The organism is Cronobacter sp. JZ38, assembly GCF_008932145.1.
Classification (GTDB): Bacteria; Pseudomonadota; Gammaproteobacteria; order Enterobacterales; family Enterobacteriaceae; genus Cronobacter; species Cronobacter muytjensii.
Genome location: NZ_CP017662.1, coordinates 398,027 through 420,187 on the forward strand (window position 1 = coordinate 398,027; position 22,161 = coordinate 420,187).

The following is a 22,161-nucleotide window of genomic DNA, read 5'->3' on the forward strand; positions in this document are numbered from 1 at the left end:
CCCGCGTCGTCAGCGGTATCGCATCGCAGTTTGACAGAAGGATGAGAAAAAGTGCTGCAACAATCCCTCCTGACAGAACAGGCGCGGCCTGAGGCGGCGTTGTTAACCGACGACAGCGCGACAATTTTGCGCTTCGCGTTGCAGGCGTTGAACGCCGGTATGGCGACGGCGCTGGTCACGCTGGTAGATATCCGCGGCGGCTCGTCCCGCGCGCTCGGGGCGCACATGGCGGTGCGCGAAGATGGCGCGTACTGCGGTTTTGTCTCCGGCGGCTGCGTGGAATCGGCCGCCGCTTATGAAGCGCTGGAGGCGATAGCCTGCGGCAAAGACCGCGTGGTGAAATACGGCGAAGGCTCGCCATATTTCGATATTGTGCTGCCCTGCGGCGGCGGCATTACGCTCAGCATTCATCCGTTACGGTCGGTCACGCCGCTGCTGGCGACGCTCAACGCGCTGGCGCAGCGTAAAGCCGCCGGGATGCGTTATCATCCGGCCTCGCAGACGCTACAAAGCGTGTTGCCGGCGAGGGAAACGGGCTGGCGCGACGACGGTTTCGAGGTGCGCTATGTGCCCTGCGCGCGCGTTATCATTTATGGGCGCTCCGTTGAAGCCGACGCGACGGCGAATGTGGCGCGGGCGGCAGGGTATGACGTGCATGTCAGTAGCGGCGCGGAGCCGCAGGCCGATGCCGCGCTGATGGACGCCGATACCGCCGTGATCCTGCTGTATCACGATCTTGACCGTGAACTGCCGGTGCTTAACGCCGCGCTGGCCGCCGGGCCGTTTTATATCGGCGCGCTGGGCAGCCAGCGCACGCATGCCAGGCGCACGGAGGCGCTACGCGAGCGCGGGTGGCGCGAGGAGGATATCGCCCGCATTAAAGCGCCAATTGGTATTTTCCCCAAAGCCCGCGACGCGCAATCGCTGGCGCTCAGCATCCTGGCTGACGTCGCGGCGACCCGGCAGCGCCTTGCAGAAGCACAGGCGGCAGGCTAATGTCTGCGACCACACCGCCGGTCATCATTATTCTCGCCGCCGGAAAGGGCGAGCGGTTTCGCGCAGGCGGCGCGACTACGCACAAGCTGGACGCCCTGCTTCATGGCAAACCGGTGTTAGCGCATGTACTGGCGGCAGCGGAAACTTCCGGCCTGCGCTGGCATCTTGTGAGGCCGGCAGGCGGCACCGGCGGGATAGGGGAATCGATCGCGCTTGGCGTAAAAGCGACGCCGGATGCCGCAGGCTGGCTGATCCTCCCGGGCGATCTGCCGTTTATCACCGCGGCCTCGATACGCCGCGTGGCGCAGGCGCTTAACGAGAAACCGGTCGTGGTGCCGCACTACCAGCAACGCCACGGCCATCCGGTCGCGTTCCGGCGTGAGTATTTTGATGCGCTGGCTGCGCTTTCCGGCGACGAGGGCGCAAAATCCGTTGTGCAGACGGCGCGGGCGCGCGGCGAGGTGCTGACGCTGGCACTGGACGATGCGGGCGTGGTGCTGGATGTTGATGTGCCAGGCGATCTCATCGCGGCAGAAAATTATAAAATAACGCCCGCAGGCGGTAGTGATATTTAAATAAAATCAGTACCGTCTGAAGGCGTCTGTTTATCAGGCCGCCAGTTGGTTTAACGCGTTCAGCGTTTGCGGCGAAAGCGTTAATTCTGCGGCCTTGCTGTTTTCATAAAAATGCGCGACTGACGCGGTGCCCGGAATTAATAAAATATTCTTTGCGCGTTGCAACAGCCAGGCGAGCGCGACCTGCATCGGGGTGGCGGATAATTGCGCAGCGACAGACGCAAGCGTCGAGGATTGCAGCGGTGAGAAACCGCCTAACGGGAAAAACGGCACGTATGCAATTCCGGCGTCGGCAAGCTCGTCAATTAACGCCTCGTCGTTGCGATGGACGATGTTATACATATTCTGTACGCAGCAAATCGGGGCAATATTCCGCGCCTCGGCGACCTGACCGGGCGTGACGTTGCTTAAGCCAATATGTTTAATCAGCCCCTGTTCTTTTAATTTCACCAGTACCGACAGCGGCGCTTCGATTGACCCTTCCGCCGGACCATGCACGTCGAACATCGCGCGCAGATTAACAACGTCCAGCGCGTCGAGTTTCAGATTGCGCAGATTATCATGCACCGCCTGAGTTAATTCCTCAGCGGAAAACGCCGGGTTCCACGAGCCGTCATTGCCGCGTTTCGCCCCCACTTTCGTAACAATCGTCAGGTCGCCGCGATAGGGATATAACGCTTCGCAAATCAGTTGATTCGTAATATGCGGCCCGTAAAAATCACTGGTATCGATATGATTTACGCCTGCCTCGACGGCGGCGCGTAATACGCTAAGCGCCGTGCTTTTATCTTTCGGCGGCCCAAATACGCCAGGCCCTGCCAGCTGCATCGCGCCGTAACCAAACCGTTTGACTTCACGGTTGCCCAGTAAATAAGTTCCGCTCTTTTCAATACTGTTCATAACGCCTGCTTGCTGTATCGGTGGTGAGGAAGTATTAGTATATGAAGCATCCTTCAGTTTAAGAATTCGCATTCCATGAAGACGACCGCAGCCCCCCTTAGCCCGCGTAAAATGCCTGTCCAGCGCCGTTCAGTCGCGACGGTGGAGGCGCTTCATACGGCAACCATTCAGGTTTTAGTGAATGAAGGATTAAGCCGCTGTACGACAACGCGTGTCGCAAACCGCGCCGGGATGTCCGTCGGCAGCCTTTATCAGTATTACCCTAATCGCGACGCGCTCCTTTCCGGCGTGCTGGAGTTGCACTTAACTAAAATTGCCGACGCGCTCGACGCCGCTTGTATTTCCGCACGCGGTAAACCTGTCGCGGAAATGGCAAGGACGATAGTGCGGGCTTATCTGAGCCTGAAATTAGCCAATCCTGATGAGTCAAAAGCGCTCTACGCCGTTGCGGCAGAGCGCGACGGCGCGCGTCTGATGGGCGTGATTTATCAGCGGATGGTTAACGCCATAGCGCAAATGCTCGCTACCGCGCCGGATAACACGTTCCCCGACCCGGTTTTTACCGCGCATCTCGCGCTTGGCGTCATAACCGGCCCGACGAAGGCATTTCTCGAAGGATTTATTCCAGCGGGTTACACGGAACAATTTCAGACGCACTTATCCCGCCTGCTGGCGGGGTATTTGCAAGGCGTGTAAAGGGGAAGGGGATTGACAGAAGGCGTAACGGCATCGATTAATGTATTAATAATATAGTGGTTAGTTTCTTATTTTTTGCGTGAATGCGTAGGGTGCTTTTTTAATTTTAGTCAAAGATACCGCTATTACAAAATATCTCCTTTTTACTTTTTAATCTGTTTTACGCTAAATAATCACACCGGAGTTTTTAATTTATTTGGTGGGGAAATACCTGGCAGGATTACATGGCTATGGTTAATAAAAGGAGATAATTATGGCAGTTCCGGCACATTTATGGCTCTACGACGCCTCAGGCGTGTTAATTGCTGGCGGTTCCGAGGTCACTGGACGTGAGGGCAGCATAGAGATCCAGAGTTTTGGGCATGGGCTGGCAGTGCCTTATGATGGTAATACCGGCAGGCTGACCGCCACGCGTGTTCATAATCTGATGAATATTGAAAAAGAGTTCGATAAATCCTCTCCTTATCTTTATCGGGCTGTTGCCACCAGCGAAAACCTTCAGCAGGCAATTATTCGCTGGTATCGAATAAACCGGGCCGGAATGGAAGAGGAGTTTTTCCAGATGGTGCTCGAATCGGTCAGGATTACGGGTATTCATCCTAATATGCAAAATTTTAAACATCCAGAAGGACTTCTTTCCACACCCGTAGAATCCGTGGCCCTGATATACAGTAAAATCACGTGGAAATACCTGAATGGTAATATTCAGTATACGGACCAATGGAACAGTCAGGTTTATGCTTAGGATGGCGATATGATTTCTTGCGAACTCAATTACAACGAAAAAACACCTGATGGCAGATTGATTTTGCGCTGCGCCGGTGTAGGCTCTTTCCCGGTTTTTTCAGGGCTGGGGAGTTATAAAAACACCGTTGAATTTGCCGGCAGGCGTAATGGGCCGATTCCGTTGGGGAGATACTGGATTGTTGAGCGGCCACGAGGAGGACCTTATTCGAGGTATCGTACGTGGCAGAAAAAGAGAGATACAGGGAATCTCTATAATGAGTGGTTTGCTTTATTCAGGCAGGACGGCTTTATTGATGATCAAACGTTCGTAGACGGGACTTTTCGTGGCAGCTTTCGTCTTCATCCATTGCGGCCAGACGGCACCGGTGTTTCTGACGGTTGCGTGACGTTTTATAACCGATCGGATTTTTACATATTAAGAAGAGCACTGTTAAAATCAGTAAGATATGTGGTCCACTGTAGCGGTTTGAAGGCGTATGGACAATTAAATGTTATAGGGATGCCTTATGCCAGATTATCCTAAGACCTTCTTATATAAATTGTCATTACTGGCGGCGTTAATCACTATACCGTTAATTAATATCTTTTTTGTAGGTATGGGTAGCTATGGCGAGGGAATAAATCCGGTTGCTTCTGTAAGTCTTTTCCTTTTATTAAATATTTTTTTATGGGGATTGATTATCCGGCTTGTCGGTTGGTGGTCCTGGAACAGGCTTATAAAAGGCAGTGTTTATTACGGTATATTACTTCTTGTCTGGCTTTTTTCTGAACTGGATTACGCGTCAAGTTATCTCGCCTGGTATCTTGTTAATCATTATTCTTCGGCAAAACAAATAATTGATCTTGAAGGACAAATGGATACGCTGTTTGAGCTGTTTTTTGTGAGTTCTACCACTATTCTGACCTTACTGTTATTTGCCTTAATAATTAGAGTGACAGAAAAAATACTCAGGAGAAGAAGAGAGGCGGGCATTCAGCAGAAGGGCTACACATCATAAACCAGGGAAAGCATTTTGGCGGAAGATCACAGGAGTCGAACCTGCCCGGGGCCGCTGGCGGTCCCAACTGGATTTGAAGTCCAGCCGCCTCACCGGAGACGACGATCTTCCGCGCCTGCATTGCTACATGGAGGCCGGCGCATTATAGGCGCGTTTCTGACGCTTACCAATACCCCCACCACACTCTTTTTTCGCCCGTCTGACGGGCGTGATACGGTTTTGCTTAAGTATTTTTTGCCTGTTATCTGCAACAAAAATTATTCATTCGTTGCATCAGCGAGTTAACGCGATCACAGAAAACAAGAATCATAAAGAAATTACCAGAAAACAGAATTTCTGGGGGATCCGAACGGCGTTAAAACCTAAGTGAAATTTCGCGTATCGCCGATGAGGACTGCCCGATGAGTGAGCAAGCGCTTACCGTGAAGGAGAAGATAGGCTACGGCATGGGAGACGCCGCAAGCCATATCGTCTTTGATAACGTAATGCTTTATATGATGTTTTTCTACACCGATATCTTCGGCATTCCCGCCGGTTTCGTCGGCACGATGTTTTTGCTGGCCCGCGCGCTGGATGCGATATCCGACCCGGCGATGGGGCTGATTGCGGACCGCACCCGCAGCCGCTGGGGTAAATTTCGCCCGTGGGTGTTGTTCGGCGCGCTGCCGTTCGGCGTGGTGTGCGTGTTCGCTTACAGCACACCGGAACTCAGCCTCACCGGCAAGATGATTTACGCCGCCGCGACCTACACGCTGCTCACCCTGATGTACACCGTCGTGAATATTCCTTATTGCGCGCTGGGCGGCGTGATTACCAGCGATCCGCAGCAGCGTATCTCGCTGCAATCGTGGCGTTTCGTGCTGGCGACGGCGGGCGGCATGCTCTCTACGGTACTGATGATGCCGCTGGTAAATTTTTTTGGCGGCGAAGATAAAGCGTTCGGCTTTCAGGCGGGCATAGCGGTGCTGGCCGCGGTGGCGTTTCTGATGCTCGCGTTTTGTTTTTTCACGACCAAAGAGCGTGTCGAGGCGCCGCCAACGACCTCGACCATGCGTGAAGACTTGCGCGATATCCTGCAAAACGACCAGTGGCGTGTTGTGGGCATGCTGACCCTGCTTAATATTCTCGCGGTCTGCGTACGTGGCGGGGCGATGATGTACTACGTCACCTGGATTATGGGTGACGCCGCGCTGTTCTCCTGGTTCCTCGGGCTTTACTGCGTCGGCAACCTGTTCGGCAGCGCACTCGCCAAACCGCTCACCGACTGGAAGTGCAAAGTCAGCGTCTTCTGGTGGACCAACGCCGCGCTGGCGGTCCTGAGCGTCGCCATGTTCTTTGTGCCGATGAGCGCCACCATTGTGATGTTCATCTTTATCTTCGTTATCGGCGTTCTGCACCAGCTGGTCACGCCGATTCAGTGGGTCATGATGTCCGACACGGTCGATTACGGTGAATGGCGTAACGGCAAACGTCTGACCGGCATCAGTTTTGCGGGCACGCTGTTTGTCCTGAAACTGGGTCTGGCGCTCGGCGGCGCGCTTATCGGCTGGATGCTGGCGGGCGGTGGCTATGACGCCGCCGCGAAAGCCCAGAACGGTGCGACGCTCACCATCATTATCGCGCTGTTCACGCTGGCGCCGGGCGTCTGCTATGTGCTGAGCGCCATCATCGCGAAACGCTATTACACGCTAAAGACACCGTTTTTGAAACATATCCTGGCGGAACTGGCGCAGGGCGCGCGCAATAACCAGAAAGAGTTTGAAACGCTGCCGGTTAGCGACGCATTCCATGAGTCTAAGGGGTAAGTCATGAAAATCAGTGACGGGAACTGGCTGATCCAGCCGGGTTTAAGCCTGCTGCATCCCATTCAGGTGTTTGATGTCGAGCAGCGCGACGGCGAAATGATTGTCTGTGCCGCGCCGCGAGACGTGCGCGAACGTGCCGGGCAACTGGATATCCCGCTCTTTACGCTGCGGTTTTTTTCGCCGCAGGAGGGCATTATCGGCGTGCGTATCGCGCATTTTCAGGGCGTGCCGGATAACGGCCCGCATTACCCGCTCAAGGTTCAGGAAAACGTGCCGGTAGCGATGTGCGAAACCGAGAGCTATGCCGAGCTAAAAAGCGGCAGCCTCAGCGTGCGGGTGACCAAAGGCGAAAACTGGGCGCTCGATTTTCTGCGTGACGGCGAGCGGATTACCGGCAGCCAGGTAAAGAACAGCGGTTATGTTCAGGACGGCAACGCCGCGACCTTTATGTTTGAGCGGCTGGATCTGGGCGTCGGCGAGACGGTGTACGGGCTCGGCGAACGCTTTACTGCCCTGGTGAAGAACGGTCAGACGGTGGAGACCTGGAATCGCGACGGCGGCACGAGCACCGAGCAGGCGTACAAAAACATTCCGTTTTACCTGACCAACCGCGGTTATGGCGTACTGGTCAATCACCCGGAGTGCGTCTCCTTCGAAGTGGCTTCTGAAAAAGTCTCGAAAGTACAGTTCAGCGTGGCCGGGGAATATCTGGAGTATTTCGTTATCGACGGCCCGACGCCGAAAGCGGTGCTGGATCGCTATACTCGCCTGACAGGCCGTCCGGCGCTGCCGCCCGCCTGGTCGTTCGGGCTGTGGCTCACCACATCATTTACGACTAATTACGATGAAGAGACGGTAAACAGCTTTATCGACGGCATGGCGGCGCGCGAACTGCCGCTGCATGTCTTTCACTTCGACTGCTTCTGGATGAAGGCGTTTCAGTGGTGTGACTTCGAATGGGACCCGGCGACGTTCCCGGATCCTGAAGGCATGTTAGCGCGCCTCAAAGCCCGCGGGCTGAAAATCTGCGTCTGGATCAATCCGTACATCGGTCAGAAATCGCCGCTGTTCCGCGAAGGGATGGAAAAAGGCTACCTGCTGAAACGCCCGAACGGCGCGGTGTGGCAGTGGGATAAATGGCAGCCGGGGCAGGGTATCGTCGACTTCACCAACCCGGCGGCGTGCGAATGGTACGCGGGCCATCTGAAGCGGCTGGTGAGAATGGGCGTCGATTGCTTTAAAACCGATTTTGGCGAGCGTATCCCGACCGATGTCGTGTGGCATAACGGCGCTGACCCGCAAAAAATGCACAATCACTACGCCTTCCTCTATAACGCGCTGGTCTGGAACGTGCTCAAAGAGACCGTGGGCGAGGAAGAAGCGGTGCTGTTCGCCCGCTCGGCCTCGGTGGGCGCGCAGCAGTTCCCGGTACACTGGGGCGGCGACTGCTACGCTAACTATGAATCGATGGCTGAAAGCCTGCGCGGCGGGCTGTCTATCGGCCTTTCCGGGTTCGGCTTCTGGAGCCACGATATCGGCGGCTTTGAAAACACCGCGCCGGCACATGTCTATAAACGCTGGTGCGCGTTTGGGCTGCTCTCCAGCCACAGCCGCCTGCACGGCAGCAAATCGTACCGTGTGCCCTGGGCTTACGATGACGAAGCCTGCGACGTGGTGCGCCACTTCACGCAGCTGAAATGCCGGCTGATGCCTTATCTCTACCGCCAGTCGGCGTTAGCGCACGAGCGCGGCACGCCAGTGATGCGCGCCATGATGCTGGAGTTTCCGAATGACCCGGCCTGCGATTACCTCGACCGCCAGTATATGCTTGGTGATGCGGTGCTGGTGGCACCCGTGTTCAGTGAGGCGGGCGACGTGGCGTTTTACCTGCCGGAAGGGCGCTGGACGCACCTGTGGCGCAACGACGAGCTTTCCGGCAGTCGCTGGCATAACCAGCGTCATGACTTCCTGAGCCTGCCGGTCTATGTGCGCGACAACACGCTGTTGGCGCTCGGAAATAACGATAAAAAGCCCGATTATGCCTGGCATGAGGGCACCGCGTTCCAGCTGTTTAATCTGGAGGAGGGCCGTGAAGCGCGCTGCGAGGTGCCTGCCGCTGACGGCACGACGGTGTTTACGCTGTGCGTGAAGCGTGAGGGCAATCGCCTGACAGTCGAAGGGAACGGCAATGCGACAGGCTGGACGCTCTGCCTGCGCAACGTTCCTCAGGTGGCTAGCGTGCAGGGCGGCAGCGGCGCGGGCAGCGAATGGGGCGTCGTGGTAACGCCTGAGCGCGGCGCGCAGGCGTTAAGTATTACGCTGTAAGCAACAAAAATGCCGCCCACGGGCGGCATTTTGCCTGAGATGATAAGTACGCGTTATTGACCTGCTTCCTGCCAGGCGCGTTCGATCTCTTCGGCCAGAATTTTCACGCCCGCTTCGATTTTCTCCGGCTCCGGCACATAGTTCATGCGCATGCACTGATGCGTGTGCGGCCAGGGTTTATCCAGCCCCGGGAAGAAGAAATCGCCCGGCACCATCAGCACGCCGCGCTTTTTCAGGCGCTGGTAAAGCAGTTCGGTGGTGATCGGTAAATCTTTAAACCACAACCACAGGAAAATCGCGCCTTCCGGCTTGTGGATCAGGCAGCGTTCCGGTGAGAGGTAGCGGCGAATCGTGGCGATTGTCTCCTGTACGCGCTGCTGGTAAAAAGGCTTAATCACGTCCTGCGACAGACGCAGCAGGTCGTTGCGTTTGATCATTTCACAAGCCATCGCCGGCCCGATGCCGCCCGGCGCCAGGCTGATTATCCCGTTCATGTTGCTGATGGCGGAAATGACTTTCTCGTTGCCGATGATAATGCCGCAACGGCTGCCCGGCAGGCCGAGCTTGGAGAGGCTCATGCAAAGAATAATATTAGGATTCCACAGCGGGCGCGCCTCGCTGAAGATAATGCCGGGGAACGGCAGGCCGTAGGCGTTATCAATAACCAGCGGAATATTGTGCTGGTTTGCCAGCGCGTCGAGCTTGATAAGCTCTTCGTCGGTGATGACGTTACCCGTCGGGTTGGTCGGACGCGACACGCAAATCATGCCGGTTTCCGGGCCGATATGCAGATGTTCGAAATCGACGTGGTATTTAAACTGGCCTTCCGGCAGCAGCTCGATATTCGGGCGTGCGGAGACAAACAGATCCTCTTCCAGCCCCGAATCTGCATAGCCGATGTATTCTGGCGCGAGCGGGAACAGCACCTTTTTCGAGGTGCCGTCTGCCTGACGACCAGCAAACAGGTTAAACAAGTAGAAAAATGCGCTCTGGCTGCCGTTTGTCAGTGCAATATTCTGTGGTTCAACATCCCAGCCAAACTCTTTTCTCAACATCCCCGCCAGGGCCACCAGCAGCTCACTTTTTCCGCGCGGACCATCATAATTGCAAAGCGCATCAGTGACTTTGCCGCTTTCCAGCATCGAGGCCAGCAGCTCCTGGAAATAGGCATTCATCGCCGGGATTTGCGCCGGGTTTCCGCCGCCCAGCATGATAGCGCCAGGGGTGCGTAATCCGTCGTTGAGATCCTCCATGAGGCGCGTAATGCCTGCATGGCGGGTAAATTTGTCGCCGAAAAGTGAAAACGTCATAGCGGTCAGTCTGTCGCATTCTTTTAAAAAGAGGCTAACCATAGCGCTACAACTGGCATGGTGCAAATCGGCGGGTGAACGCTTTTCTGATGCAAAATGTTTCGATGGTAAAGACTGACAGGATTTAATGCTGGTTAAAAGGGCGGCGCGTGGGGAAAGACGCGCCGCCCGGCGTTTACTGCTGACCCGCCCAGATAACCATGACGACGTCATCGTCCTGCTGGCGTACAAAGCCGTAGCCCTGGTTAAGTGAAAGCGTGGTCTGTTTGCCGCCGCCAATGCCCGGGTGACGCGCGCGGAACTGCCCGAGCTTTTGCCAGTGCGCCAGCGTCGCCGCGCTTTTTCCGGTGAGATCCTGCCAGTTCATATCCGATCGCGTGCCCTGGAGCGGATCCGAACCGCCATGCCCGGCAGGCCGCTCGCTCTCGTCACCGTAATAGATTTGCACGGCGCCAGGGGCGAGTAGCAGCAGCTCTGCCGCGCGCGATCCGCCTTCGCGGAACAGCCGGGTGTCGTGCGAGGAGAGATAGCTCAGTACGTTAAAGCCCTGAAGTTTTTCTGCCATTTGCTGCCAGGTTGGGTCGATATACGCCAGGCAGTCGGCGGCTTTTGCCGCCTGCTCCTGGTAATCAAAATTGATCATCGCGTCGAAGCCGTGGCGATAGTAATCACTCTGCATCACGCCGTGGCCCCAGGATTCGCCCGTCATCCAGAACGGCGCGTCATCAAGTTTTTTATCGGGGTTATTCGCTTTCCAGTCGGCGAGCGCGGCGCTGGCTTCATTTTTAAGCTGCTGCCAGGCTGCCTGCTCAACATGTTTTGCCGTGTCCACCCGGAAACCGTCAATACCGTAATCGCGTACCCACTGGCTGAGCCAGCGCGTCAGGTAATCGCGCGGAGTGGCGCCGTCGATAGCCTGCGCGGCGGTGTCGGGCTTGTGCTGATAAAAATGCGGCAGGCCGGAGGGCTGCGTCGATTCGGTTTTCAGGTCCGGTAAGAAAGCGAGCGACATGGTGAGATCATCAAAGCCCGGGCTGTCGTAATCGCCGATATCGGTGCGGACCCAGTTTTTCCCCCACCATTTATCCCATGCGCTTTTATCGCTGAAGTTAATGTAATCATTAAAGCTGTGCCAGCTCTGGCCCGGTGAAGGACGCCAGTCCGTCCAGTGGTCGCCCAGCGTTTTTTTAAGCTCCTCGCCTTTCAGGTAGAGCGCGCCAAACTGAAATTCCTGCATATCGGCAAGCGTGGCGTAGCCCGCGTGGTTCATGACCACATCGAACAACACGCGAATGCCGCGCCGGTGCGCCTCATCCACCAACTGGCGTAAATCGTCCGGGGTACCCATATTAGCGTCGAGTTTTGTCCAGTCCTGCGGGTAGTAGCCGTGGTAGGCGTAGTGCGGAAAATCGCCTTTAGTGCCGCCGCCCACCCAGCCGTGGATCTGCTCCAGCGGCGAGCTTATCCATAGCGCGTTAACGCCAAGCGTTTGCAGATAATCCAGTTTGCCGGTGAGCCCCCGGAGATCGCCGCCGTGAAAGGTGCCGATCTCCTGCATACCATCTTTATGGCGTCCATAGCTGTTGTCGTTAGTCGGGTCGCCATTAACGAAGCGGTCGGTGAGGACAAAATAGATGGTGGCATTGTGCCAGTTAAAGGCTGCCTGTGCGGGTGATTCAGCGCGTTCCAGTAGCAGAAGCCCGTTGCTCCCGGGCGCGGGCGTGAGGGTGATTTTCCCCTGCGTGACCGTGACGATGTTACCACTGTAGAAATCGCGCACCTGGCTGCCTTCGGGGAACGTCTCTTTGACGGCAATGGTGAGTGGTTTACCGTCCCATTTCGGACACTGGCGCGCGACTTCCGTCGTCGCTTTCTCGCCTTCCTGCTCCACGCTCAGCATGAGCGTCGGCGTGCCGGAGCGCGTGTCTATCTGCACCTGATAATTGCCGTCGCGAAAGCGTCGCCATTCGGGCGACGGGTCGGCGCAGGGCTTGAGCGAGAGCATCTGGTTGAGCCTGACCGGGCCTGCGGGTTGCCAGCAGGCGTTATCAAGCGTCAGGCGCAGCGGATCAGCGCCTTTTTTCAGCGCGCCTTTACTGACAAACACGCCTGGCGTCTGTTCCTTAAACGCGGGAAGACCGGGGGCAGACCACTGCGCAAGCGCAATACCGGGCAGTAAACACAACGCGAGAGGGGAGAGGTTCATGAGTTATCTGCATCCTGTGCGATTTTTGTCCAGTCTCGCATGGCGACGCTGCAAAAGCCTCATCCTTAAGCGCCAGTGAAAGGGGAGGAAACGCAAGGATGAGCCGTGCCGTCTCATCGCCAGCATAAATTGCTAAAATTTCCACTTTTTACTATTAATTTTCAGTGATTTAAGCGGCAGGGTTCAGGCCATAATTCAGAATCGACTTATTTCTTTAGGTGATCCATAGAGGTATTTTTGATACGATTTAAGATTCCTTTCTTAAATTTAATTAAATAATAAGGCGTTGGAATGCTGAAATCCGACCAGGAGACCTGATGATATCGACTTCAATTCGACGATTAGGGGCGGCGCTGTGTATGTTAGCCACCCTGGCATTTTCGGGTGAAGTGCTGGCAACGCAGCACACGACGAAAAAGAGCCATACAGTCCATATTAAAAAGACAAGCGGTAAAAAACTGGCAAGCAGTAAAAAAGAGTATTCTCGCAATAGTGTAATAAGTGGTTCACTGCCTGATTTGCGAAAATACCCTTCCGGAACACCACGGAAAAAAGCGTTTCTCCGGACCGTCATGCCTTACATTACCAGCCAGAATGCCGCCATTTCGGCTGAGCGTAACTGGCTTATTTCAAAGCAGTACGACGCCCAGTGGTCGCCGTCTGAACGCGCGCGCCTGAAAGATATCGCGAAGCGTTACAAGGTGAAATGGAACGGCAATACGCGTCGTGTACCGTGGAATACGCTGCTTGAACGCGTTGATATTATTCCTGCCAGCATGGTCGCGACGATGGCGGCAGCGGAAAGCGGCTGGGGTACGTCGAAACTTGCCCGTAACAATAACAATCTGTTCGGCATGAAATGCGGCAATAAGCGTTGTAATAACGCGCCCGGGAAAGTGAAAGGGTATTCAACCTTTAACTCTGTTAAAGAATCCGTTAATGCGTATGCGGTAAACCTGAATACGCATCCGGCTTATGCCTCTTTCCGTAAATCCCGCCTGCAGCTTCGTAAAGCGGACCAGGAAGTCACCGCCAGCAATATGATCCATAAGCTGAAAGGCTACTCCACCAAAGGAAAAAGCTATAACAATTATCTGTTTGCCATGTATCAGGATAATCAGCACCTGCTGGCAACCAACTAATGTAGCGGCTCTCCTGGCCTGAGCGTAAAAAACGTCTTCTTCGGAAGACGTTTTTTATTGTCGTCGTTAGCGGTTAGCACACTTCTTTTTTTTACGCGAAGCGGCATAAGCGTCGCTTAACGTTGTAACCATACGGAACAGCACGTTCTATATGATCACTTCACTGAATCGGTCGCGATAATCCTTTGGCGTGGTGTCGTACTCTTTTTTAAATACCGAATAGAAATATTGCAGTGACGGGTAGCCGCACATCTGGGAAATCTCGTTAATGCTCAATGAGGTCGAGATCAACAGACTGCGCGCTTTTTCCAGCTTCTCGGCGTGGATCATGGCGTGAATGGTTTCGCCCACTTCTTCTTTAAAACGCTTCTCAAGATTAGAGCGGGAGATGCCCACCGCATCCAGCACCTGCTCGACTTTGATGCCCTTACAGGCATGATTGCGAATGTAGTGCATCGCCTGGATAACGGCTGGATCGTGCAATGAACGATAATCGGTAGAGCGCCTTTCCACCACCCGCGCGGGTGGCACCAGCACGCGCTGCAGCGGCAGATTTTCGTTATCCAGAAGGCGATGCAGCAATTTTGCCGCCTGATACCCCATCTGTCGCGTTCCCTGGGCCACGGACGAGAGCGCCACGCGAGAGAGATAGCGGGTCAGCTCTTCGTTATCAATCCCGATAACACAAAGCTTCTCCGGCACCGGAATATGCAGATGCTCGCACACCTGCAGCAGATGACGCGCCCGCGCGTCCGTCACGGCGATGATGCCAGTTTGCGGCGGTAGCGTTTGCAGCCAGTCAGAGAGCCGGTTTTGCGCGTGCTGCCAGTTTTCCGGCGCGGTTTCCAGCCCCTGATAAATGACGCCGCGATATTTTTCACGCGCTACCAGCTCGCGGAACGCATGTTCGCGCTCGGCGGCCCAGCGTTTGCCGCTGGAAGAGGGCAACCCATAAAAAGCGAAACGGTGTACCCCTTTCTCTTTGAGATGTAAAAACGCGCTCTCCACCAGTGCGTAGTTATCCGTCGCGATGTAGTGCACGGGCGGATAATGTTCCGGGCGATGATAAGAGCCGCCGACGCCGACAATCGGCACCTGCACATCCTTCAGCAACTGCTCAATTTCCGGATCGTCAAAATCGGCGATCACCCCGTCGCCAAGCCACTCCCGGATGTTCTCAATCCGGGTGCGGAAATCCTCTTCCATGAAGATATCCCACTCTGACTGAGAAGCCTGTAAATACTCGCCAACCCCTTCGACCACCTGGCGGTCATAAGCTTTGTTGGCATTAAACAGCAGCGTAATGCGATGACGCTTTTCAAACATAGTGTCAGTATCCGGCCTTGAACCTGTTGTTTGAATAACACATATCCCGCCAGGCGGAATAACCGTGCACCGGCAATGTGATCCATTGCAGGTTATGGTTATACGCGCCTGCGGGTGGCGGAATCCATCCAGACCGCCAGCAGCAAAATGGCGCCTTTGACGATGTATTGCCAGAACGTGGGAACATCCATCATGCTCATGCCGTTATCAAGCGACGCCATAATAAATGCGCCCATTACCGCGCCCGCTACGCTCCCGACGCCGCCCGCAAGGCTGGTGCCGCCGATGACGCAGGCGGCGATGGCGTCCAGCTCGGCAATGTTTCCCGCTGACGGTGAGCCTGCGCCGAGCCGCGAGCTTAAAATCAGGCCGGCAATTGCCACCATTAAGCCGTTTATCGCGAACACCGCGAGCTTGGTGCGCTCCACATTGATACCCGAAAGCCTTGCGGCGTCCAGATTTCCGCCAATCGCGTAAATGCGGCGGCCAAAGGCAGTATGCAGCGCCATAAACATGCCTGCCAGCAGCAGAAACGTCAGGATCAACACTGGCGTCGGAACGCCGCGATAATCATTAAGCAGCCAGATGGCGCCCAACACGATGACCGCCGTCAGCGCCTGCTTGCCCGCGACCGCTGTTGACGCTGTGGACGTTAATCCAAGCGCCTGACGCCGCATGCGCCCGCGCCATTGCCAGAAGATAAACAGCGCCAGCCCCAGCGCGCCAATGGCGAAGCCAACGCCGCCCGGCAGGTAGCTCTGTCCAATCTGCGACATCGCCGGGCTGGTGGGCGAAACCGTTGTGCCATTAGTGATGCCAATCAGCACGCCACGAAACGCCAGCATTCCCGCCAGGGTGACGATAAACGAGGGTACTTTCCGGTACGCCACCCACCAGCCGTTCCAGGCGCCCAGCAGCAGACCGAGCAGTAGCGTGACGACAATCGTCAGCGGAAGCGGCCAGCCTAGCCAGACATCGAAAATGGCCGCGGCCCCGCCCAGCAATCCCATCATTGAGCCGACAGAGAGATCGATTTCCGCCGAGATAATGACAAACACCATCCCCACCGCCAGGATGCCCGTAATCGCGGTCTGGCGCAGCAGGTTAGAAATGTTACGCGCGCTCAGGTACGCGCCCTCCGTCATCAGGGTGAAAAACAGCATGATGGCCACAATGGCGGCGATCATGACGAACACCTGAAAGTTGATTTTGTTCAGGGCGCGGAAAGATATCGGCGATGAGGCTGACGTTGCGGTCAGCTTAATTTCAGACGGGTTGCTTTTCGACATGGCGGTCGCTCCTCAGTGCGGCTTCCATCACTTGTTCCTGCGTCAGCTGATGGTTGATTAAATTGGCTTTCAGTCGGCCTTCATGCATCACCAGCACCCGGTCGCTCAGGCCAAGCACTTCCGGCAGCTCCGAAGAAATAACGATAACGGCAATACCCTGCTGCACCAGCTGGTGGATGAGTTTGTAGATTTCATATTTCGCGCCGATATCAATGCCGCGCGTCGGTTCATCCAGAATAAGAATGCGTGGATTGAGCAGCAGGCAGCGCGCCAGAATCGCTTTCTGTTGATTGCCGCCGCTAAGGCGACCAATCGCCAGCATCGGTGAGGCCGTTTTTACTTTTAATCGCTGCAGCGAATCGAGAATGCACTGCTGCTCCGCCGCCGCATCCAGCGCGCTGAGTGGCCCGCTAAACTGATCCAGAGCGGCAAGCGTGATGTTTTGCCCGACCGCCATCACCGGTACGATGCCATCTTTTTTGCGGTCTTCCGGCACCATCGCGATACCGTGGGCGATAGCCTGCTGGCAGTTGCGGATAGTGACCGGCTTGCCGTCAATAAAGATGCTGCCCTGCCAGCGCCCCGGCCAGATGCCAAACAGGCACTGCATCGCCTCGGTGCGCCCGGCACCGACCAGCCCGGCGATACCGAGGATTTCACCACGGCGCAGTGAAAAAGTGAGATCGCTGACGCGGCGGATATGGTGGTTAACGGGGTGCCATGCCGTCAGATTCTCAACGCGCAGAATTTCGTCACCGGGGCTGTGTGGCTCGCTCGGATAAAGGGCCGTCAGTTCACGGCCTACCATCATGGCGATGATCTCTTCTTCGCTCATCTGCGCGGCAGGGCGCGTGCCGACGGGTTTGCCATCCCTGATCACGCAGATAGTGTCAGAAATCGCCTTCACTTCATTCAGTTTGTGAGAGATATAAATACAGGCGATGCCGTGTTGTTGCAGATCGCGGATTATATCCAGCAACAGCGCGGTCTCCTGCTCGGTAAGTGAGGCCGTCGGCTCATCCAGCACCAGCAGACGCACCTGTTTATTGAGCGCTTTCGCGATCTCCACCAGTTGCTGCTGCCCAAGCCCGAGATCGCCCGTGCGGGTATGCGGCGAAATGTGCAGGCTCACCTGGGCCAGCAGTTTTTCGCAGCGCAGCGTCATGGCATCGTAATCCAGCACGCCGTGACGCGTGATTTCGGCACCCAGAAAGATGTTTTCCAGCACCGTCAGGTTTTTCACCAGTGCCAGCTCCTGGTGAATAATCGCGATACCTTTACGCTCGGTATCACGGATATGCGTTGGCGTGAGCGGCTCGCCGGCAAACACAATTTCGCCCTCATAACTGCCCCAGGGGTAAATGCCGCAGAGCACTTTCATCAGGGTTGATTTACCAGAGCCGTTTTCACCGCACAGCGACATCACTTCGCCAGGCGCCAGCGCGAGCGACACGCTATCTACCGCTTTTACCGCGCCAAAGGCTTTGGTGATGTTTTTCATTTCGAGTAAATAAGGCATTACGATTCCGCCTGCAGAGGTCGAACAGCGGCCTGGCGTTCGCGAAATACCGCGAACGCCGCGAGATTACAGATCGCTCTTTTTATGGAAGCCATCTTTTATAACGGTGGATTCGATATTGGATTTATCCACTTTGATGGGAGCTAGCAGGCGCGCCGGAACCTCTTTCAGCCCGTTATTCAGGGTCGCGTCGGGTTTGGGCTGCTTATCGTTGCCAAGCTCGACGGCGACTTCCGCCGCGGTATTAGCAAGCTGGGTGATAGGTTTATAGACGGTCATGGTCTGCGTGCCGGCCATGATGCGCTTGATACCGGCAAGGTCGGCATCCTGACCCGAAATCGCGACTTTACCAGCAAGGCCCTGCGCGCTCAGCGCCTGAATGGCCCCGCCTGCGGTCGCGTCGTTAGAGGCGACGACGGCGTCGATTTTATTATTATTTGCGGTCAGCGCATTTTCCATAATTTTCAGCGCGTTTTCCGGCAGCCAGCCATCAACCCACTGGTCGCCGACCACTTTTATTTTTCCGCTATCGATAAAGGGCTTCAGCACTTTCATCTGGCCGTCGCGGAACAGGCGCGCGTTATTATCAACCGGCGAGCCGCCCATCAGGAAATAATTGCCTTGCGGCACCTGATCCACCAGGCTTTGCGCCTGAATTTCGCCGACTTTCTCATTATCAAAAGAAATATAGAAATCGATATCGGCGTTATTAATCATACGGTCATACGCCAGTACTTTAATTCCTTCGCGCTTCGCCTCGGCGACCACATTACTTAATACCTGACCGTTGTAGGGAATAATCACCAGGACATCCACGCCACGGTTAATCATGTTTTCAATTTGCGACATCTGCGTTTCTTCATTGCCGTTCGCTGACTGCACAAACACTTTAGCGCCCAGCGACTCTGCCTTGCTGACAAAGATATCCCTGTCTTTCTGCCAGCGCTCCAGCCGCAGGTCATCAATAGCCATACCGATTTTAATGTCTTTTGCGATGCCGCTGAAGGTGATCAACGCCAGCGACGCGCACAGGGTAAGAATAAGCTGCTTTATTTTCATGGTTTTTATACCTGTTCCAGTGTTACGAATGGGCTTAATTCATCGGGGACGAAACGGACATTCACACTTACGGACGCAGGAATTTTTAGCGCGGAAAGGCTGGCGATCAATTACAGATTTTTATCTTTGGATTATGTTTTTTTGTTTATTTCTGATTTTATGACGCCGATCGGATTTCAAATGTTAAATCCAAAAGTTTCACAAACAAAATGGAATTTATCCCGCAATGCAATATTGAGTAAAAGAAACCTGTTTTTTGCGAGCCAGCGCACATTTGTGCATTCTCTTAATCGCAGTGTGAAATAACGTAATTGAGCAACGGCAAAGGAAATTCCAGGATTAATTTATTCTCGCTGCAACAGCCCCTGATTACGGAGTCAATTATGCCGACTTATTTCGACCAACTTGAACGTGTGCGTTACGAAGGCCCGAAAACCACGAATCCCCTGGCATTCCGCCATTACAATCCTGACGAGTTGGTGGCTGGCAAACGTATGGAAGATCATCTGCGTTTCGCCGCCTGCTACTGGCACACTTTCTGCTGGAACGGCTCGGATATGTTTGGCGTGGGCGCTTTCGAGCGTCCGTGGCAACAGGCGGGCGACGCCCTCAGCCTTGCGAAGCGCAAAGCCGACGTGGCGTTTGAGTTTTTCCATAAGCTCAACGTGCCGTACTACTGCTTCCATGATGTCGACGTGTCGCCGGAAGGCGCATCACTAAAAGAATATCTGAATAATTTCGCCCAGATGGTCGAGGTGCTGGCGCAGAAGCAACAGGAAAGCGGCGTGAAGTTGCTGTGGGGCACCGCCAACTGCTTTACCCATCCGCGCTACGGCGCGGGTGCCGCCACCAACCCTGATCCGGAAGTCTTCTCCTGGGCGGCCACGCAAGTGGTAACCGCCATGAACGCGACGCACCAGTTGGGCGGGGAGAACTATGTGCTGTGGGGCGGGCGTGAAGGTTATGAAACGCTGCTCAACACGGACCTGCGCCAGGAGCGCGAACAGCTTGGTCGCTTTATGCAAATGGTTGTGGAACATAAGCATAAAACCGGCTTTCGCGGAACGCTGCTTATCGAGCCGAAACCGCAGGAGCCGACCAAACATCAGTATGACTATGACGCTGCGACGGTGTATGGCTTCCTGAAACAGTTCGGCCTGGAAAAAGAGATTAAGCTCAACATTGAGGCTAACCACGCCACGCTTGCCGGGCATTCTTTTCATCATGAGATAGCCAGCGCCATTGCGCTCGGTATTTTCGGCTCGGTGGATGCGAACCGCGGCGACCCGCAGCTTGGGTGGGACACCGATCAGTTCCCGAACAGCGTCGAAGAGAACGCGCTGGTGATGTACGAAATCCTCAAAGCGGGCGGTTTTACCACCGGCGGCCTGAACTTCGACGCCAAAGTGCGCCGTCAGAGCACCGATAAATACGATCTCTTCTACGGCCATATCGGCGCGATGGATACGATGGCGCTGTCGCTGAAAGTGGCGGCGAAAATGCTGGAAGATGGCGAACTGGATAAACGCGTCGCCCGCCGCTATGCAGGCTGGAACGGCGAGCTGGGCCAGCAGATCCTCAAAGGGCAAATGTCGCTTGCCGAGCTGGCACAGTACGCGGAGCAGCACAATCTGGCGCCGCAACATCAGAGCGGGCATCAGGAGTTGCTGGAAAATCTGGTCAATTATTATCTGTTTGATAAGTAAACGCGTGGCGCCGCCTTCGGGCGGCGTTCTTGCTCAGGAGCGCTGGCTATGTACATTGGGATCGACCTTGGAACGTCAGGGGTAAAAGTTATTCTGCTGGATGAGCAGGGCGCGCTGGTGGCCTCGCACAGTGAAACGCTGCAGGTCTCCCGTCCGCATCCGTTGTGGTCGGAGCAAGATCCTGAAAGCTGGTGGCAGGCGACGGACCGCGCCATGCAGGCGCTCGGCGCACAGCGCAGCCTGCGAGACGTGAAAGCGATCGGTTTAAGCGGCCAGATGCACGGCGCCACACTGCTCGATAAACAGCAACGTGTCCTGCGTCCGGCGATTTTATGGAATGACGGACGTAGCGCGCAGGAGTGCGCCATTCTTGAAGAAAAGGTGCCCAATTCGCGCGCGATTACCGGTAATTTAATGATGCCCGGCTTCACCGCGCCGAAGCTGCTGTGGGTTGAACGTCACGAGCCAGACATTTTCAGGCAAACCGATAAAGTGCTGCTACCGAAAGATTATCTGCGGCTGCGCATGACCGGCGTTTTTGCGAGCGACATGTCTGACGCGGCAGGCACGATGTGGCTCGACGTGGCGCAGCGCGACTGGAGCGACACGATGCTGGCGGCCTGTCACCTGCAACGTGAGACTATGCCTGCGCTGTTCGAAGGCAGTGAAATAACTGGCGAGCTGAAGCACGACGTTGCCGCGGCCTGGGGCATGGATGCGGTGCCGGTGGTCGCAGGCGGTGGCGATAATGCCGCGGGTGCGGTGGGTGTCGGGCTTGCCGATCCTGGCGACGCGATGTTGTCGCTCGGCACCTCAGGCGTTTACTTTGCGGTCAGCGATGGATTCCGCGCCAGGCCGGAGAGCGCAGTACACAGCTTTTGTCACGCCTTACCAGCGCGCTGGCATTTGATGTCGGTGATGTTGAGCGCCGCGTCATGCCTTGACTGGGCCGCGTCATTGACGGGCGCGGATAACGTTCCGGCGCTGCTGGCCGCCGCGCAACGCGCGCGTGAAGAGGCGGGCACGGTCTGGTTTCTGCCTTATCTTTCAGGCGAGCGCACGCCGCATAACAACCCGCTGGCGAAAGGCGTATTTTTCGGGCTGACGCATGAGCACGGCCCGGCTGAACTGGCGCGTGCGGTGCTGGAAGGCGTCGGCTATGCGCTGGCAGACGGTATGGACGCGGTGCACGCGTGCGGCGTGACGCCGCAAAGCGTCACGCTCATCGGCGGCGGCGCACGGAGTACGTACTGGCGACAGATGCTGGCAGATATCAGCGGCATGCCGCTGGATTATCGCACCGGCGGCGACGTAGGCCCGGCGCTTGGCGCGGCAAGGCTTGCACAGATTGCGCTGGCGCCTGAGCGTTCGCTGAAAGCGCTGCTGCCGCCGCTGCCGCTGGAGCAGCAGCATCAGCCAGACAGGGCGCGTCATCAGCGCTACGGCGAGCAGCGGGAAACCTTCCGCCAGCTTTACCGACAGCTGTTGCCGCTGATGTCTTAACGGGAACCGGGTGGTCAGCAAAAGGCGTCCTGAAACACCCGGTTTTTGTCCTTTTCTGG

18 protein-coding genes and 1 tRNA gene are annotated in these 22,161 nt (G+C 55.8%); 11 read left to right on the forward strand and 8 right to left on the reverse strand.

Annotated elements, in window-relative coordinates; genetic code table 11:
* Window positions 1-51: 51 nt before the first annotated feature.
* Together BJP61_RS01845 and BJP61_RS01850 are read left to right on the forward strand one after the other, a co-directional pair.
* Window positions 52-996, forward strand: coding sequence for an XdhC family protein (locus BJP61_RS01845; RefSeq protein ID WP_171997734.1), 945 nt, complete (start codon window positions 52-54; stop codon window positions 994-996).
* Window positions 996-1,571, forward strand: a complete 576-nt coding sequence (locus tag BJP61_RS01850) for a nucleotidyltransferase family protein (RefSeq protein WP_171997737.1) — start codon at window positions 996-998, stop codon at window positions 1,569-1,571. The genes BJP61_RS01845 and BJP61_RS01850 overlap by 1 nt, the downstream gene beginning before the upstream one ends.
* Before the next feature lie 33 nt (window positions 1,572-1,604).
* On the opposite strand, the gene BJP61_RS01855 is transcribed toward BJP61_RS01850, so the two are convergent.
* Window positions 1,605-2,471, reverse strand: coding sequence for an aldo/keto reductase family oxidoreductase (locus BJP61_RS01855; protein ID WP_171997738.1), 867 nt, complete (start codon window positions 2,469-2,471; stop codon window positions 1,605-1,607).
* A 75-nt stretch (window positions 2,472-2,546) separates the two neighbouring features.
* Between BJP61_RS01855 and BJP61_RS01860 the strand changes: the two genes are divergently transcribed.
* The 4 genes from BJP61_RS01860 (at window position 2,547) to BJP61_RS01875 (ending at window position 4,912) form a co-directional block, all read left to right on the forward strand.
* Complete coding sequence (locus BJP61_RS01860; RefSeq protein ID WP_171997740.1) at window positions 2,547-3,167, forward strand: TetR/AcrR family transcriptional regulator; 621 nt, start codon at window positions 2,547-2,549, stop codon at window positions 3,165-3,167.
* Between the two features lie 253 nt (window positions 3,168-3,420).
* Complete coding sequence (tssD, locus tag BJP61_RS01865; protein WP_171997742.1) at window positions 3,421-3,912, forward strand: type VI secretion system tube protein TssD; 492 nt, start codon at window positions 3,421-3,423, stop codon at window positions 3,910-3,912.
* Window positions 3,913-3,921: 9 nt separating this feature from the next.
* The gene (locus BJP61_RS01870) at window positions 3,922-4,437 is read left to right on the forward strand and encodes a DUF2778 domain-containing protein (RefSeq protein ID WP_171997743.1); all 516 of its coding nucleotides are present in this window, start codon (window positions 3,922-3,924) and stop codon (window positions 4,435-4,437) included.
* On the forward strand, window positions 4,421-4,912 hold the full coding sequence (locus tag BJP61_RS01875; RefSeq protein WP_171997744.1) for a hypothetical protein: 492 nt from the start codon (window positions 4,421-4,423) through the stop codon (window positions 4,910-4,912). The genes BJP61_RS01870 and BJP61_RS01875 overlap by 17 nt, the downstream gene beginning before the upstream one ends.
* A gap of 16 nt (window positions 4,913-4,928) precedes the next feature.
* Here the strand turns inward: BJP61_RS01875 and BJP61_RS01880 are convergent.
* Window positions 4,929-5,023 (reverse strand) — tRNA-Sec (locus tag BJP61_RS01880).
* A gap of 290 nt (window positions 5,024-5,313) precedes the next feature.
* On the opposite strand from BJP61_RS01880, the gene BJP61_RS01885 reads away from it, so the two are divergent.
* Window positions 5,314-6,717, forward strand: coding sequence for a glycoside-pentoside-hexuronide family transporter (locus BJP61_RS01885; protein ID WP_171997745.1), 1,404 nt, complete (start codon window positions 5,314-5,316; stop codon window positions 6,715-6,717).
* A 3-nt stretch (window positions 6,718-6,720) separates the two neighbouring features.
* Window positions 6,721-9,042 (forward strand): alpha-xylosidase, encoded by a 2,322-nt coding sequence (gene yicI / locus BJP61_RS01890; protein ID WP_171997746.1) that lies wholly within the window; start codon window positions 6,721-6,723, stop codon window positions 9,040-9,042.
* Between the two features lie 53 nt (window positions 9,043-9,095).
* On the opposite strand, the gene avtA is transcribed toward yicI, so the two are convergent.
* Together avtA and BJP61_RS01900 are read right to left on the reverse strand one after the other, a co-directional pair.
* On the reverse strand, window positions 9,096-10,352 hold the full coding sequence (avtA, locus tag BJP61_RS01895) for a valine--pyruvate transaminase (protein WP_038866703.1): 1,257 nt from the start codon (window positions 10,350-10,352) through the stop codon (window positions 9,096-9,098).
* A gap of 175 nt (window positions 10,353-10,527) precedes the next feature.
* Entirely contained in the window at window positions 10,528-12,558 is a 2,031-nt protein-coding gene (locus BJP61_RS01900; RefSeq protein WP_171997747.1) for an alpha-amylase, read from the reverse strand.
* A 317-nt stretch (window positions 12,559-12,875) separates the two neighbouring features.
* On the opposite strand from BJP61_RS01900, the gene BJP61_RS01905 reads away from it, so the two are divergent.
* Window positions 12,876-13,700 carry a protein bax gene (locus tag BJP61_RS01905; protein WP_071603762.1) on the forward strand — a complete coding sequence of 275 codons (825 nt, stop codon included), beginning with the start codon at window positions 12,876-12,878 and terminating at the stop codon, window positions 13,698-13,700.
* 147 nt (window positions 13,701-13,847) lie between these two features.
* On the opposite strand, the gene xylR is transcribed toward BJP61_RS01905, so the two are convergent.
* The 4 genes from xylR to xylF form a co-directional block, all read right to left on the reverse strand.
* Window positions 13,848-15,026 (reverse strand): D-xylose utilization transcriptional activator XylR, encoded by a 1,179-nt coding sequence (xylR, locus tag BJP61_RS01910; protein WP_038866710.1) that lies wholly within the window; start codon window positions 15,024-15,026, stop codon window positions 13,848-13,850.
* A gap of 98 nt (window positions 15,027-15,124) precedes the next feature.
* Complete coding sequence (xylH, locus tag BJP61_RS01915) at window positions 15,125-16,315, reverse strand: xylose ABC transporter permease XylH (protein ID WP_038866712.1); 1,191 nt, start codon at window positions 16,313-16,315, stop codon at window positions 15,125-15,127.
* Complete coding sequence (locus BJP61_RS01920; protein WP_171997748.1) at window positions 16,293-17,834, reverse strand: xylose ABC transporter ATP-binding protein; 1,542 nt, start codon at window positions 17,832-17,834, stop codon at window positions 16,293-16,295. The genes xylH and BJP61_RS01920 overlap by 23 nt, the downstream gene beginning before the upstream one ends.
* Before the next feature lie 66 nt (window positions 17,835-17,900).
* On the reverse strand, window positions 17,901-18,893 hold the full coding sequence (gene xylF / locus BJP61_RS01925; RefSeq protein ID WP_171997749.1) for a D-xylose ABC transporter substrate-binding protein: 993 nt from the start codon (window positions 18,891-18,893) through the stop codon (window positions 17,901-17,903).
* Window positions 18,894-19,276: 383 nt separating this feature from the next.
* On the opposite strand from xylF, the gene xylA reads away from it, so the two are divergent.
* Together xylA and xylB are read left to right on the forward strand one after the other, a co-directional pair.
* Complete coding sequence (gene xylA, locus BJP61_RS01930) at window positions 19,277-20,599, forward strand: xylose isomerase (RefSeq protein ID WP_075194003.1); 1,323 nt, start codon at window positions 19,277-19,279, stop codon at window positions 20,597-20,599.
* Window positions 20,600-20,647: 48 nt separating this feature from the next.
* A complete protein-coding gene (gene xylB / locus BJP61_RS01935) occupies window positions 20,648-22,102 on the forward strand; it encodes a xylulokinase (protein ID WP_171997750.1) in 1,455 nt (484 codons plus the stop codon).
* The last annotated feature ends 59 nt before the right edge of the window (window positions 22,103-22,161 follow it).

Coding starts and splice junctions, on each gene's coding strand:
- BJP61_RS01850 (WP_171997737.1), top strand. CDS start 996: ATGTCTGCGACCACACCGCCGGTCATCATTATTCTCGCCGCCGGAAAG.
- BJP61_RS01855 (WP_171997738.1), bottom strand. CDS start 2,471: ATGAACAGTATTGAAAAGAGCGGAACTTATTTACTGGGCAACCGTGAA.
- BJP61_RS01920 (WP_171997748.1), bottom strand. CDS start 17,834: ATGCCTTATTTACTCGAAATGAAAAACATCACCAAAGCCTTTGGCGCG.
- BJP61_RS01900 (WP_171997747.1), bottom strand. CDS start 12,558: ATGAACCTCTCCCCTCTCGCGTTGTGTTTACTGCCCGGTATTGCGCTT.
- BJP61_RS01875 (WP_171997744.1), top strand. CDS start 4,421: ATGCCAGATTATCCTAAGACCTTCTTATATAAATTGTCATTACTGGCG.
- BJP61_RS01870 (WP_171997743.1), top strand. CDS start 3,922: ATGATTTCTTGCGAACTCAATTACAACGAAAAAACACCTGATGGCAGA.
- xylH (WP_038866712.1), bottom strand. CDS start 16,315: ATGTCGAAAAGCAACCCGTCTGAAATTAAGCTGACCGCAACGTCAGCC.
- yicI (WP_171997746.1), top strand. CDS start 6,721: ATGAAAATCAGTGACGGGAACTGGCTGATCCAGCCGGGTTTAAGCCTG.
- xylF (WP_171997749.1), bottom strand. CDS start 18,893: ATGAAAATAAAGCAGCTTATTCTTACCCTGTGCGCGTCGCTGGCGTTG.
- BJP61_RS01860 (WP_171997740.1), top strand. CDS start 2,547: ATGAAGACGACCGCAGCCCCCCTTAGCCCGCGTAAAATGCCTGTCCAG.
- xylA (WP_075194003.1), top strand. CDS start 19,277: ATGCCGACTTATTTCGACCAACTTGAACGTGTGCGTTACGAAGGCCCG.
- xylB (WP_171997750.1), top strand. CDS start 20,648: ATGTACATTGGGATCGACCTTGGAACGTCAGGGGTAAAAGTTATTCTG.
- BJP61_RS01905 (WP_071603762.1), top strand. CDS start 12,876: ATGATATCGACTTCAATTCGACGATTAGGGGCGGCGCTGTGTATGTTA.
- BJP61_RS01885 (WP_171997745.1), top strand. CDS start 5,314: ATGAGTGAGCAAGCGCTTACCGTGAAGGAGAAGATAGGCTACGGCATG.
- tssD (WP_171997742.1), top strand. CDS start 3,421: ATGGCAGTTCCGGCACATTTATGGCTCTACGACGCCTCAGGCGTGTTA.
- xylR (WP_038866710.1), bottom strand. CDS start 15,026: ATGTTTGAAAAGCGTCATCGCATTACGCTGCTGTTTAATGCCAACAAA.
- avtA (WP_038866703.1), bottom strand. CDS start 10,352: ATGACGTTTTCACTTTTCGGCGACAAATTTACCCGCCATGCAGGCATT.